Genomic DNA, 12,701 nt, shown 5'->3' on the forward strand with positions numbered 1-12,701 from the left:
ACCTGTGCGTGTTGCGCAACGCCGGCAGCGTTGCGTGATGAGCAAAGCTTCCTTGCGCGAGGGCCCGATACCCTGGGGCATCAGGCTCATTTAGGCTCATTCCCCTCAACGGATCGGCACCGAACAAGCCGAGGTTGGAGACGAGGAGAGCGAGGTGGGTATCCATGTCCTGTAGGAAACTCTTGGCAACGGCGGCTGTGGCACTCGGAGTCGGGGGCGCGGCTGTAGCGTTCTGGCTGATGTGGCGCCCGGCAATCGATCCGATCGAGCGGCCGCCGGCCTTCGATGCGGCCCAGGTTGCCCGTGGCGCCAGGGTGGTGGTCGCCGGCGACTGCGCGGTCTGTCACACCCGTCCCGGCGGGAAGTACCTGGCGGGCGGGCTCCCGCTGGTGACGCCGTTCGGCACGCTCTACAGCACCAACATCACGCCCGACGCCGAGACGGGCATTGGCAAGTGGTCGCTCCAGGCGTTCCAGCGGGCCATGCGCGAAGGTGTGTCGCGGGATGGGCACTTTCTGTATCCGGCCTTCCCGTACAAGCACTATCGCCTGCTCGACGATCAGGACATCGCGGACGCCTACAGCTACCTCATGAGCGGGCCGGCGGTGCATGAACCGGCGACCCCCAACCGCATGAGCTTCCCGATGAACATCCGGCCGCTGGTGTCGGGCTGGAACCTGCTGTTCCTGCCTACGGCCCCCTTCGAAGCGACAGCGCAACAGTCGCCGCAGTGGAACCGCGGGCGTTATCTGGTCGAGGGCGCGGGCCATTGTGGTGGCTGCCATACCCCCTTGAACTTCCTCGGTGCGCAGAAGGACAGCCAGGCACTCTCCGGTGGCGTGGTCGACGGATGGGCCGCGCCCTCCCTGCTCGGCCTGGCCAGCCGCGAGAATCCCTGGACCCAGGCGCAACTGGTGGGGTATCTGCAGGCTCGCGTGGTGCCGGAACAGGGCACTGCGGCCGGGCCCATGCGCCCGGTCAGCCAGGAACTGGCCCGGCTGCCGCAGAGCGATGTCGAAGCGATTGCCGGATACCTGCTGAGCCTGCCGGCGGAAGAGGCCAGGGCGCCCGTCAAGGCGCCGGGTATTGCGGCCCCGGCCGCGACAACCGATCTCGGCCGCGACCTGTTCCAGGGGGCCTGTGCCGGCTGCCACGGTGCGTCGGCACCCATGCGCAAGATCGATGGCAGGCCAGCGCTCGCGGCGACCTCCGCCGTCCAGGCGCGCGATGCGCGCAACTTCATCAAGACCGTCCTGGAAGGCATACCACCGACACCCGGCGAGCCCGGCCCGGCGATGCCGCCTTTCGCTGCCAGCCTGGGCGACCGGCAACTGGCAGCCCTGGCCGCCTTCGTGCGGCATCAGGCGAATCCCGATCAGCCGTGGAGCGATGTGGACTCGACCATTCAGGCCCTGCGCGAGGAAACCCGATGAGCAACGTGAATCTCACTGTCAATGGCAAGGTGCATAGCCTGGATCTGGATCCGGACATGCCGTTGCTCTATGCCCTGCGTAACCACCTGGAACTCAACGGCGCCAAGTATGGCTGCGGGCTGGGCCAGTGCGGGGCCTGCACCGTCATCGTCGATGACCAGCCGGTGTTCTCCTGTGTGACCCCGTGCGCGGGAATGGAGGGCCGCCAGATCCGCACCGTGGAGAGCCTGGGTAGTGCCGAACGCCCCGGCCCCTTGCAGCAGGCGTTCATCGACACCCAGGCCGCCCAATGTGGCTATTGCATCGCCGGCATGATCATGCGTGCCCAGGCCCTGCTGGAGAAGAATCCTCGGCCGGACGAGGACACCATCCGCGCGCACATGGCAACCAACCTGTGCCGCTGCGGTACGCACCTTCGCATCCTTGAAGCCATCACCCGCGTCGTTGAAAACGGTGGAATCCATGTCGTCCAAAACTGAGTTCGGTCGTCGCGCGTTTCTCCAGGGCAGCAGCCTGCTGATGGCATTCACCCTGATGCCGGCGGCCCGCAAGGTATTGGCCGATACCGAAGTCGACACGCTCGGCACTGCCGTCCTCGCGCCGGACCTGCCAGGCAGCCTGCGAACCAACCCTTACCTCGATGCCTGGATCCGGATCGGCGCCGAAGGCATCACCGTCTATACCGGCAAGGTGGAACTCGGTACTGGCGTCAGGACCGCGCTGTTGCAGATCGCTGCGGAGCGCCTGGACGTAGCGCCGGGGAAGGTGAATTTCCTGACGGCCGACACTGCCCTGACCCCGAACGAGGGCTACACGGCCGGCAGTCATACGATTTTCGACAGCGGTACCGCCCTGTTCAACGCCGCCGCGCAGGTCCGGCAGATGCTGCTGGACTCCGCCGCCAGGCAGTGGGGGATGGACGTCACGACGCTGAAGACCGGCGATGCGATGATCAGCGCACCCTCGGGTGCCCGGATGAGTTATGCCGATGCGGTGGCTGGCGTGGATCTGCACCAGTATGCCCAGGCCCGGTCACCGGCTATCTCACCCGAACAGTTCAAGCTCATCGGTCACGCGATTCCTCGCCTCGATATTCCGGCAAAAGTCACCGGGGGCGCCGCGTTCGTCCAGGACATGCGGCTGCCGGGGATGCTCCATGCCCGCGTGATTCGGCCGCCGCGGCCAGGCAGTCAGCTCACCGCATTCGATGCGCGGGCGATCGAGGATTTGCCAGGTGTCGTCGCTGTGCTGAGGGATGGCAACTACCTGGCGGTGGTCGCCGGGGACGAATGGCAGGCGGTGAAAGCCATGCGGGCGGGTTATGAATCGGCGACCTGGAGCGGTGGCGAGGTGATTCCGGACCAGGCCATCATTCATCAGCTATTGCCCCGTCTGCCGTCCCGGCGTTACCCGATCAGGCATGAGGGCAGCGCTGCGCCTTCTGCCGGCAAGACCTACCGGGCACGCGCCACCAAGCACTACCTGATGCACGGCTCGATCGGGCCGTCCTGTGCGCTGGCCTGGTTCAAGGACGGCACGCTGACGGTCTGGACCCATACCCAGGGCGTGTTCCCGCTGCGTGCCGGGATTGCCGAGATGGTCGGCCTGGCGGTGACCGCCGTGCGCTGTATCCACGTTGAAGGGGCGGGTTGCTACGGGCATAACGGTGCCGATGACGCCGCCGCCGATGCCGCGCTCATTGCCATGCGCGTGCCCGGCGTGCCGGTGCGTGTGCAATGGATGCGCGAGCAGGAAAACCTCTGGGAGCCCTACAGCTCGGCGATGATCACCGAGCTTGAGGCCAGCCTGGACCGCAACGGTCGCATCGGCAACTGGAAGTACGAACTCTGGACGACGCCGCATAACGAGCGCATCACCAACGCCGGCCGCCTGGTACCGGCCCGGATGCTGGCCCGTCCGTTCACCTCGATGCCGTCGATTCCGATCGCCCAGCCCGAGGGCGATGGTGACCGCAACGCGATCCCGTTGTACGAGACGGGTTCCAGCAGCATCGACATGAATTTCATTACCCAGATGCCGTTCCGTACCTCGGCGATGCGCTCGCTGGGGGCGCATATCAACGTGTTCGCCATCGAGGCCTGCCTGGACGAATTGGCCGGTCAGGCCGGGGTCGATCCTGTCGAATTCAGGCTTGCCCATCTCGGCGACCCTCGGGCAAGGGCCGTCATCGAAAGAGCGCGGGATGAATTCGGCTGGCCACGCCGGGGCGCCGTGCCCGGCAGCGGCATCGGCATGGGCTTTGCCCGCTACAAGAACATCATGGGGTATTGCGCCGTTGCCGTGGAAATCCAGGTCCACCCGCAAACCGGCGAAATCGTGATCGAGCGGGTGGTCACCGCCGTGGACGTCGGGCAGATCGTCAACCCGGACGGGCTACGCAACCAGGTCGAAGGCGGCATCGTCCAGTCGAGCAGCTGGACACTCTTCGAAGCGGTGAGCTACGACGCGGGCGGAGTGCGCAGCTACGACTGGAGCGGGTATCCGATCCTGCGTTTTCCTCAACTGCCCCGGCATGTCGAGGTGCACATGATCGACCAGTCGGGTCAACCTTTCCTGGGAGCGGCTGAAATCGTCCAGGGCCCGATGGCGGCCGCCCTGGGCAACGCGATCGCCGATGCCACGGGGCACAGGCGGCTGGCCCTGCCGCTGGCGCGGACGCTCGACAAAGAAGGGTGACCCATTCGATGTTCGATGGCTTGAGCCGGAATTGGCGAGGGTAAGGATAAATGCAGCATCTGGATGTGACGGTTCTTGAACAGGCCCTGGCCTGGGCCGATGAAGGCAAAAGCGTATGGCTGTGCACGGTGCTCTCGACCTTCGGTTCGGCACCCAGGTCGCCAGGGGCCATGCTGGTTGCCATCCGCTCGGGTGCCCACAGTGGCTCATTGTCCGGTGGCTGTGTGGAAGAGGAATTTATCGATGCGCTTGGCCGCGGCGAGCATAGGGCGCCAGCCCAGGTCGTCAGCTATGGGAGGACGCCCGAAGAGCGCAGCCGCTTGCAACTGCCCTGCGGCGGCAGCCTGGACGTGCTGGTCGAACACCGGCAGGCGAGCGTTGAGTGGCGAGCGCATTTGAGGCAACTGCTCGACGCTTTGCGTGGGCAGCGCCGACTGACGCGGGTGATCGAGCTGGAGAGCGGGCAGTTCAGCATCAAGCGCCACCTGGACGGTGCGCAGGCGGTGATACGAGCAGGCAATCGCCTGGAACTGAACCTGGGGCCGGCCCTGCGCCTGTTGCTCGCCGGGTTATCGCCGGTCGCCCAGGCCTGTGGCCAGTTTGCCCGTGCGCTCGGGTTCGAGGTGATCGCCTGTGACCCACGGGAAGAAGCGGCGGTGCTGGCGATCGAGGGCATTGCGCTGATTCCGATGTTGCCCTCGGTCTACATTGCCAACGGCGGTTGCCATGAGGCCACCGCTGTTGTTGCCCTGACCCATGATCCCCGGATCGATGACCTCGCGTTGATGGAGGCCGTGCACACGCCGGCTTTCTACATCGGCGCCATGGGCTCGCGGCGAACTTCGGAAAAACGTGCTGAACGGTTGCAGCGGATAGGCCGGCTGTCCGCTTCGGATATCGAGCGTCTGCACATGCCCATCGGCCTGGATATCGGCAGTCGTACACCGGCTGAAATTGCCCTGTCCGTGATGGCCGACGTCCTGCGTGTGTATCGGGGCAAGGCGCGCACCGCACTATGAGCGAGATCGACCGGTAGCCCATTGCGAGTTGCGCAACGCACTTGCCCGGTATCGAGTGATTATCAAGTTCGAAGTTTGATTTTAATCTCGCTACATCGCAACAACAGCAATATCACGGCAACTTTCATCTGTATTGAAACCTACTTGAAAAAGGAACTGACCCATGATCGGTAATCTTTTCGCGCCCATTCGCGTGGGCGCCCTGGAACTTCCCCATCGTATTGCAATGGCGCCTCTGACCCGCTCGCGCGCCGGCCAGCCGGGGGATGTTCCCACTGAAATGACGGTTGAATACTACGGCCAGCGAGCCAGTGCCGCGCTGATCGTTACCGAGGCCACGCAAATCTCCCAACAGGGGCAGGGGTATGCCTGGACCCCCGGCATTTATACGCCTGCGCACATTCAAGCCTGGAAGCGGGTGAGTGATGAGGTACACGAACGGGACGGCCGCATTTTCATGCAGTTGTGGCATGTGGGGCGCGTATCGCATCCAAGCTTCCAGCCTGGTCATGCGTTGCCCGTGGCCCCAAGCGCCATCGCGGCACCGGGCAAGACCTTCATCGTCGACAAAGACGGCCAGGGGGTATGGGGCGATGTACCGGTTCCTCGTGCCCTGGAAACCGAGGAGGTCGCAGGCATCATCGACGACTACCGCCATGCTGCGCTCAATGCCATCGAGGCTGGCATGGACGGTATTGAAATCCATGCGGGCAACGGCTACCTGCTTGACCAATTCATCAACAGTAACAGCAACAGGCGCACGGACCCCTACGGCGGTTCCTACCAGAACCGTGCCCGCCTGCTGTTGGCGATCGTGCAGGCGGTCTCGAAAGAGATCGGGGCGGATCGCGTCGGTGTGAGGCTGACCCCAATGGGGCGGTTCATGGGCATGGGCGACGACACGCCAATGGAAACCTTCACCTATATCGTCGAGTCGCTGAACCGCTACGGGCTGGCGTACCTGCACCTGGTCGAGCCCGCCGTCGTCGGCACGGTCAAGGACGAGAGCCTGGACCCGCGCTGGGACGAAATCATCCTGAAGCTGCGTGCGGCCTGGCAAGGTGTGCTGGTGATCGCCGGGGATATGACCCGGCGTCCGCAGAAAAGGCGATCCGGGAGGGGCGTGCGGACATTGTGGCCTTTGGCCGGGCGTTCCTGGCGAACCCTGACTTGCCACGGCGGATCCGTGAGGGGCTTGACCTCAATACCCCCGACCCAACGACCTTTTTCGGCGGTGACCAGCGGGGTTACATCGACTACCCGGTCCACCCGTGACAGGGCCGCCCGGTCCCTGGGCGACAGGTTGCAGCGCCTACCGCTGCCGTTCGGCCCGCGTCACTCTTGCACGTCCATGAACTCTTTCGCCCAGGCCACGTAGCTCTCGGGGAAGGTATAGGTGTGGGTCAGCTCGGTGGCGCTGAGGTTCGAGGTGCTGTGGGTGACCTGGCGCTGGGCCCGGAGGCTGTCGTAGGTAGCCTTGATCGAGGCGAAGTAGGCCCCGTGGCCGGCGACGATCACACGCACGCCCAGGTCCGCCAGGCGCTGGCTATCATTGAGTTTCGGGTTGCCGTAGGTCACCAGCATCAGCGGTACGCTGAGGTTTTCGGCGATCTGCTCGAGGTGTTCGAAGTCACTGATGCCGACCATGCAGATGCCGTCGGCGCCGGCCTTTTCATAGGCCTTGGTGCGTTCGATGATGGCCTGGGTCGGCAGTACTCCGGCGTTGGTCCGGGCGATGATCGTCAGCTCCGGGTCGACACGGGCCTCGAGGGCGGCCTTGACCTTGCCGATGCCTTCCTCGATGGAGATCAGGTCGGTGGACTTGCGGCCGAACTGCGCAGGCAGCAGGGTGTCTTCGATCGTCAGCGCCGCGACACCGGCGCGTTCGAGCTCCTCGACGGTACGCATGACATTGAGGGCGTTACCATAGCCGTGGTCGGCGTCCGCGATGAAAGGCAACTGGGCGACACGGCCGATCCGCGTGGCCTGTTCGACGAATTCACTCAGGGTGATCAGGGCGAAGTCGGGGGCTGCCAGCACCTGCAGCGAGGCGACCGAGCCACCGAGGATGCCGACCTCGAACCCAAGGTCGGCCGCGATCCGCGCGGACATCGGGTCGAACACGGACGCGGTTTCGACACAGGCTGGTTTGGCAAGCAATTCACGGAAGTTGCGACGAAGAGCGGTGTGGGAGATTTTCGGCATGATCTTTCCTGGTTCTGGCCATCGTCAAATACGATCTATGCCTATTCATTGATCCGGCGAGACTACCACGCGGGAACGGGGGCAGTTATGACGTTTGAGAATAGGCCATGCATCAAGCACATAGGCTTGGCCCATGGCGCTGAAGCTTCTCGCCGACTCTACCGGGCAATCGCGCCGACTTTCCGGGCGATCGCCTCCATGACCGCTTCCTGGGTTTTGGCGATGATCAGTCCCGGAGTCTCTTCATAATTCAGCCCGCCCCATTCGACCGTGGTATCGAACTGGACGCCATAAAACTTGTTGGCATAGCTGACGATATTATATCGGTACGCCTTTTCCACCTTCACCAGGACGGCGGGCGGCACGGGTGTCCCCGAGGTGGTTTCAGCGACTTTCTGGTGGATCGCTTCACTGACCGCGTCCTGAGTATCGCCGATGATCAGTCCCGGGGTTTTTTCATAATCGGGGCCTCCCCACTCGATCGCGGTGCCGAACTGGATGCCATAGAATTTATTGGCGTAGTTGACAATATTGTATCGATACTCCAGTTCGACTTTCACCAGGGTGGCGGTAGGCCCCTGCACGGGGGCAGGCGTGTTACCGGACTTCCTATGAATGGCCTCGCTGACCTCTTCCTGGGTGGTGGCGACGATCAGGCCCGGAGTCTGTTCATAGTTATGTCCGCCCCACTTGATGTCCGTGCCGAATGGGACACCGTAAAACCTGTCGTCATAGTTGACGATATTGTATTGAAGCGTCGACTCGACCTTCACGAGGATCGCGGGAGGTGCCTGCTTCGGTGTATAGGCCGTCAGCCAGGCAATATACAGGCAGGCGGTGACCGTCGCCGCTCCGGTCCAGGCCAATGGTTTGCGCAAGCCTGTGGACCAGGCGGGGGAGGCGGCTGTGACGATCTTGCGCTGCCGCCATTTATTGAAGGGCGTTTCAATGGCGAAACAGGCAAACCAGGCAACCATGAGCGAAGTCCCGATGATGATCGCCTGGGTTGAGTAGGTTCCCTCGGGTAGGCCGACATCCCCCAGCATCATGCCGATGATCAGTCCATGAACGATGTAGAGCGGGTAGCTGAACTCGCCCAGCCAGCGATCGATACGACTGTCTTTCCAGAGCAGGAAAACAAAGGGCAGGCAGAAGGCAAAGGCGCAATAGAACAGCCAGAGTGGCAGCGTATCGTAGCCTGTGGCTCTGCTGACGACCGGGTAACCACCGGACAACAGTATGTAAAGAGTGCCGCCGAGTACGATGAGGTTAACCGGTATGGTCGCGTTTTCCAGCAGCGGCCACTTGATCAGTTTTCGGTAGAAATAGTAGCCCAGGCTTCCCATGAGGAAAAAACACAGCGTCGAAGGCAGGAAGTAATATCCCCAGCCAAACGGGTTGAACGTTTCCCGCATGTCCCAGAACACCAGGCGCACCAGCAGGCTGGCAATCAGCACGATGATGATTCTGCGGCGACTGTGAACGATGAATGGCGCCAGAATGTAGAATATGAGCTCGATTGAGAGTGTCCAGGCCTGCCCAATGAGCATTATGGTGTTCTTAAAATAGGAACTATCGATGTGCGAGCCGATAAAGCTCGTATAGGCATTGCTGTCGTAACTGGCGAGTGAATAGGCTGTCAGCTGGTGCCAGTCCTGGCCGAGAATGAACAGATTCATGAAGACCAGGCTGGCCTGGCCTGAGAAACCATGTCCCATGTTGGCGGTGAAGACATTTGGCGTGTCGGTATAGAAGTACCAGACTATCATGAACAGCAGCATGGCCAGGTACACAGGGAATATCCTGAATACTCGGGAGAGATAGAATCTGGCGATCCACGGTGTGTCGGATTTTAGGTATTTCTCGTTGATGACCAGGGTCATGTAGAACCCCGAAATCATGAAAAAGAACATCACCGCGATTGAGGCATGAAGCCAATGGAAAGGCGCTTTCGGGGTATGGTGTACGAGAACCGATAAAGCCAGAAACAAGCGAAGCATTCCCATTTTGCCGAAATCCTTTTGCCACCGGAGTGATTCTTTCAATTCGAAGAGGCGAGAGGTGCATTTTTAGTCGAAAAATGTGTCAGCGGGAACCATGCATGAAGCGGCATGTGAGGTCCTGGAACACGGTTCCATGCCTGTTGCGTCGGCATTTGACCGGGGCAGAGTAAACCAGTGAGGCAGAGGAGGGTAGGTCCGTCTTGCTCGAATCTGGCCAAGGATGGCCAGAGCGTGGCGTGGAGAGGGCTTTCCGTGAGAGGGCGCCGCATCGTCACGGTTGCAGGGGCGGCGGGCCAGTCGGACCGCCGCTCCCACGCAAAGGCAGGGGATCAGTGCTGGGGTACGCTCAGGCGCGAGTACTGGTCCTGGCTGATCCAGCCGGTGAAGGTGCGGTCCTTGGCATTGGTGAACTCGACCTGCGCGGCGCCATCCTTGTAGGCCAGTACGCCGACGACATCGCCCTTGACGATGTAGGGGCCCTTGGTGGCCTTGGCGTCCGGGGTCTTCTGCAGCAGGGCCTTGTCAGCCGAGACGGTGACCAGTCCGATCCAGTTCTTGCTCGCGGTCCGGGTCAGGTCCAGGCCGGTGGCGATTTCCGGCATCAGTACATTCATGCAGCCGGGGTGCTGTTGGCCCTGTTCCACGGTCAGGGTCACGCCATCGGCCGAGGGTTTCACGCTGCCCGGATAGACTTCGTCGAGCCAGGTCGACAGGGTCGCGGGCTTGCCCTGCAGGTAGAAGGCGCAACTGAAGGTGTTGCCTTCACCACGCTCTTCGGCATAGAACCCTTCGACCTGGTGATCCGGCGTGACCGCCAGCATCAACTGCTCATACTTGCCCGAATGCAGCTCTGCGGCGAAGGCCGACGTGCCGGCACACAGCGAAATCGCCCCGGCGATCAGCCAGCGGTAAACGGAGAATTTACGCGTCATGTCATTTTTTTCCTTCAAGTTTTTCGTAGGCCTTTTTAATGCGCGAGTCATAGTCGCCATAATCCTTGCCGTTGTAGTTGAACGCCATGCCGACGTAATCCTTGTTCTTCATCGCCTTCATCAAGGCCGGGTTCTTCAGGCAGAAACCGACGAATGCCTTTAGTTGCGTACCGGCATTGAGTTTCATGTCGGTAACGAATTCAAAGACGTTCTTGTAGCCACAGGCGGCAAAGTTGAAGCCCATGACCTGAAACATGCCCCAGGACGCCGACATCAATGCGGCTTCCTGATCCAGGCCGAAAGCGGTGGCCATGGTTTCCCAGGCCTTGGCCTGATCCTTGTTATTGACCTGCCACTGGGGGCCGGCCTTTTTCACATAGGGGTAGGACAGCAGCGGATGGGTCTTGTCGTACTTGCTCTTGGTGTACTTGCGGAAGGTATGCCCTTCGAAGGCGATCACCGGCAGTTTGGCCGGGCCGAAACCGGAGCGGCCACCGGATTCGACGGTGGCGAAGGCCTTGATGATGTTCACAGGAATGCCGTTGCCCAGTTGCGTGGCGGCATTCTGGAAGTCGGTGTCGCTCAGGGTCATGTTGCCGTCGCACGTGGCCTGCAGCACCATCTGGCGGTTGCGCCGCTCGGCTTCGATCATCGCGCGCATGCGGTCCAGGTAGTGGTTGACCGTGGCCTGGACATCGCCGCCACTGTTGGCGAATGCGTTGAAGAAAGTCGGCAGGCGCAGGCCGAAGTTCGGCTTGACCGGCACCTTGATCGCTTCTTCGATCAGGCTGTTGAAGGTTCGGCCGGTCGGGTCGACGACGCCATCAGGGTGGGCGTACTTGAGATGGCGGAACTGATACTGGCTGATGCACTGCACCAACTGGGCGTCGCACTTGCCATTTTCCTGCAGCGGGAAACCCATCTTCGGGATGATCAGGTTAAACAAGTACTGGATGCATTGAACATCGGCGGGCAAGTTTCGAGCCTTGCCGGGGGCACCTACTGACGCACTGATAAGGCTAGGCAAACCCTGCAGATTTTTCATCGTCGACATCCTTGTTATGTTGTAGAGAAAGACAGAAAGTGCCATCACTTTAATATCATTTCTGTATCTCTATCATACGTTGAAACATTTGGCTGGCGGAAACTAACAAGCAGTTTTTGGGTTGTCCAGAGGCTGTTTGGAAAGTTGTGAAATGGCCATCATCCAACGGCGGGGAACAGTACAACCGCACCCTTTGATTGCGGATGCACACTGCCTGCCGCCGATTCGTTGCGTGGGCTGGACGAGACAGCACATGCCTGCAATTCCGCGTGGCGGGTTCCGGGGATAGTAGGCGGGACGGGCAGCCCGATGGCCGCTCGCCGGTGAGCCCGCAGCGCTGCTTGCGGCTTGCCTCCTTGCCGATTCGACCCATGACCCACAGGAGTTTGTATGAGCACATTCGTGACACGTGATGGCACCGAGATCTATTACAAGGACTGGGGCACAGGCAAGCCGGTGCTGTTCAGCCATGGCTGGCCGCTGGATGCGGACATGTGGGAATACCAGATGGAGTACCTGAGCAGCCGTGGCTATCGCACCATCGCCTTCGACCGGCGCGGTTTTGGTCGTTCCAGCCAGCCCTGGAGCGGTTATGACTACGACACCTTCGCCGACGATCTGGCCCAACTGATCGAGCACCTGGACCTCGAAGCCGTCACCCTGGTGGGCTTCTCCATGGGCGGTGGCGATGTCAGCCGCTACATCGCCCGTCACGGCAGCAAGCGGGTGGCCGGGCTGGTCCTGCTGGGTGCGGTGACCCCGCTGTTCATCCAGACCGAAGACCACCCGCAGGGCGTGCCCCAGGCGGTATTCGATGGCATCAAGGCCGGCCTGCTCAAGGACCGTGCGCAGTTCATCGCCGATTTCGCCGCGCCGTTCTACGGCATCAATCACGGCCAGGTGGTTTCCCAGGGCGTGCTGACCCAGACCCTGAACATTGCGCTGCTGGCCTCGCTCAAGGGCACCCTGGATTGCGTGAGCGCATTCTCCGAAACCGACTTCCGTGCGGACATGGCCACCATCGACGTACCGACGCTGGTGATCCACGGCGACGACGACCAGATCGTACCTCTGGAAGCCACCGGCAAGCTGGCGGCCGCGTTGATCCCCGGGGCGCGCCTGAAGGTCTATGCCGGCGCGCCGCACGGTTTCGCGGTGACCCACGCCGCTCAACTGAACGAAGACCTGCTCGCCTTCCTCCGCGACTGACGACCGGGCGGGAACCGGCTTGTCGGCGAGCCGGTTCTCCTGGGCACCTGCGTGAACCTCAGCATGACCTGACGGGGGTGTGTTTTCCCCACGCATGACTTATTCTCGACGGCGATACCCGGGAAGAGCTTGTGGAGCCCGGTGTCAGACGGCAATGG

9 protein-coding genes and 1 pseudogene are annotated in these 12,701 nt (G+C 61.9%); 6 read left to right on the forward strand and 4 right to left on the reverse strand.

Features of this window, described 5'->3' with window-relative positions; all coding sequences use genetic code 11:
- Positions 1-239: 239 nt before the first annotated feature.
- The 5 genes and pseudogenes from ACM62G_RS22530 (at position 240) to ACM62G_RS22550 (ending at position 6,424) form a co-directional block, all read left to right on the forward strand.
- Entirely contained in the window at positions 240-1,433 is a 1,194-nt protein-coding gene (locus ACM62G_RS22530) for a c-type cytochrome (protein ID WP_301601430.1), read from the forward strand.
- Entirely contained in the window at positions 1,430-1,912 is a 483-nt protein-coding gene (locus tag ACM62G_RS22535) for a (2Fe-2S)-binding protein (RefSeq protein WP_054058101.1), read from the forward strand. Before ACM62G_RS22530 ends, ACM62G_RS22535 begins: the two co-directional genes overlap by 4 nt.
- Positions 1,896-4,130, forward strand: a complete 2,235-nt coding sequence (locus tag ACM62G_RS22540; RefSeq protein ID WP_419735574.1) for a molybdopterin cofactor-binding domain-containing protein — start codon at positions 1,896-1,898, stop codon at positions 4,128-4,130. The genes ACM62G_RS22535 and ACM62G_RS22540 overlap by 17 nt, the downstream gene beginning before the upstream one ends.
- 50 nt (positions 4,131-4,180) lie before the next feature.
- Positions 4,181-5,149 carry an XdhC family protein gene (locus ACM62G_RS22545; protein WP_273823253.1) on the forward strand — a complete coding sequence of 323 codons (969 nt, stop codon included), beginning with the start codon at positions 4,181-4,183 and terminating at the stop codon, positions 5,147-5,149.
- Positions 5,150-5,312: 163 nt separating this feature from the next.
- Positions 5,313-6,424: pseudogene (locus ACM62G_RS22550) on the forward strand (alkene reductase).
- 60 nt (positions 6,425-6,484) lie between these two features.
- Here the strand turns inward: ACM62G_RS22550 and ACM62G_RS22555 are convergent.
- The 4 genes from ACM62G_RS22555 to ACM62G_RS22570 form a co-directional block, all read right to left on the reverse strand.
- Complete coding sequence (locus ACM62G_RS22555) at positions 6,485-7,354, reverse strand: isocitrate lyase/PEP mutase family protein (RefSeq protein ID WP_419735575.1); 870 nt, start codon at positions 7,352-7,354, stop codon at positions 6,485-6,487.
- A 158-nt stretch (positions 7,355-7,512) separates the two neighbouring features.
- Positions 7,513-9,360, reverse strand: a complete 1,848-nt coding sequence (locus ACM62G_RS22560) for an acyltransferase family protein (RefSeq protein WP_419735576.1) — start codon at positions 9,358-9,360, stop codon at positions 7,513-7,515.
- 326 nt (positions 9,361-9,686) lie between these two features.
- A complete protein-coding gene (locus ACM62G_RS22565; RefSeq protein ID WP_273823256.1) occupies positions 9,687-10,289 on the reverse strand; it encodes a hypothetical protein in 603 nt (200 codons plus the stop codon).
- 1 nt (position 10,290) lies between these two features.
- Positions 10,291-11,334 carry an N-acetylmuramidase family protein gene (locus ACM62G_RS22570; protein WP_273823257.1) on the reverse strand — a complete coding sequence of 348 codons (1,044 nt, stop codon included), beginning with the start codon at positions 11,332-11,334 and terminating at the stop codon, positions 10,291-10,293.
- A 390-nt stretch (positions 11,335-11,724) separates the two neighbouring features.
- On the opposite strand from ACM62G_RS22570, the gene ACM62G_RS22575 reads away from it, so the two are divergent.
- Positions 11,725-12,543 carry an alpha/beta fold hydrolase gene (locus ACM62G_RS22575; RefSeq protein WP_054058093.1) on the forward strand — a complete coding sequence of 273 codons (819 nt, stop codon included), beginning with the start codon at positions 11,725-11,727 and terminating at the stop codon, positions 12,541-12,543.
- Positions 12,544-12,701 lie beyond the last annotated feature (158 nt).

The sequence above is a fragment of the Pseudomonas sp. COR18 genome, from assembly GCF_048568395.1.
In the GTDB taxonomy this organism is placed as follows: Bacteria; Pseudomonadota; Gammaproteobacteria; order Pseudomonadales; family Pseudomonadaceae; genus Aquipseudomonas; species Aquipseudomonas fuscovaginae_B.

Bases quoted from the DNA above. Each gene is read 5' to 3' on its own strand.
- ACM62G_RS22545 (WP_273823253.1), top strand. From the start codon at position 4,181: ATGCAGCATCTGGATGTGACGGTTCTTGAACAGGCCCTGGCCTGGGCC.
- ACM62G_RS22565 (WP_273823256.1), bottom strand. From the start codon at position 10,289: ATGACGCGTAAATTCTCCGTTTACCGCTGGCTGATCGCCGGGGCGATT.
- ACM62G_RS22555 (WP_419735575.1), bottom strand. From the start codon at position 7,354: ATGCCGAAAATCTCCCACACCGCTCTTCGTCGCAACTTCCGTGAATTG.
- ACM62G_RS22570 (WP_273823257.1), bottom strand. From the start codon at position 11,334: ATGAAAAATCTGCAGGGTTTGCCTAGCCTTATCAGTGCGTCAGTAGGT.
- ACM62G_RS22540 (WP_419735574.1), top strand. From the start codon at position 1,896: ATGTCGTCCAAAACTGAGTTCGGTCGTCGCGCGTTTCTCCAGGGCAGC.
- ACM62G_RS22575 (WP_054058093.1), top strand. From the start codon at position 11,725: ATGAGCACATTCGTGACACGTGATGGCACCGAGATCTATTACAAGGAC.
- ACM62G_RS22560 (WP_419735576.1), bottom strand. From the start codon at position 9,360: ATGGGAATGCTTCGCTTGTTTCTGGCTTTATCGGTTCTCGTACACCAT.
- ACM62G_RS22535 (WP_054058101.1), top strand. From the start codon at position 1,430: ATGAGCAACGTGAATCTCACTGTCAATGGCAAGGTGCATAGCCTGGAT.
- ACM62G_RS22530 (WP_301601430.1), top strand. From the start codon at position 240: ATGTGGCGCCCGGCAATCGATCCGATCGAGCGGCCGCCGGCCTTCGAT.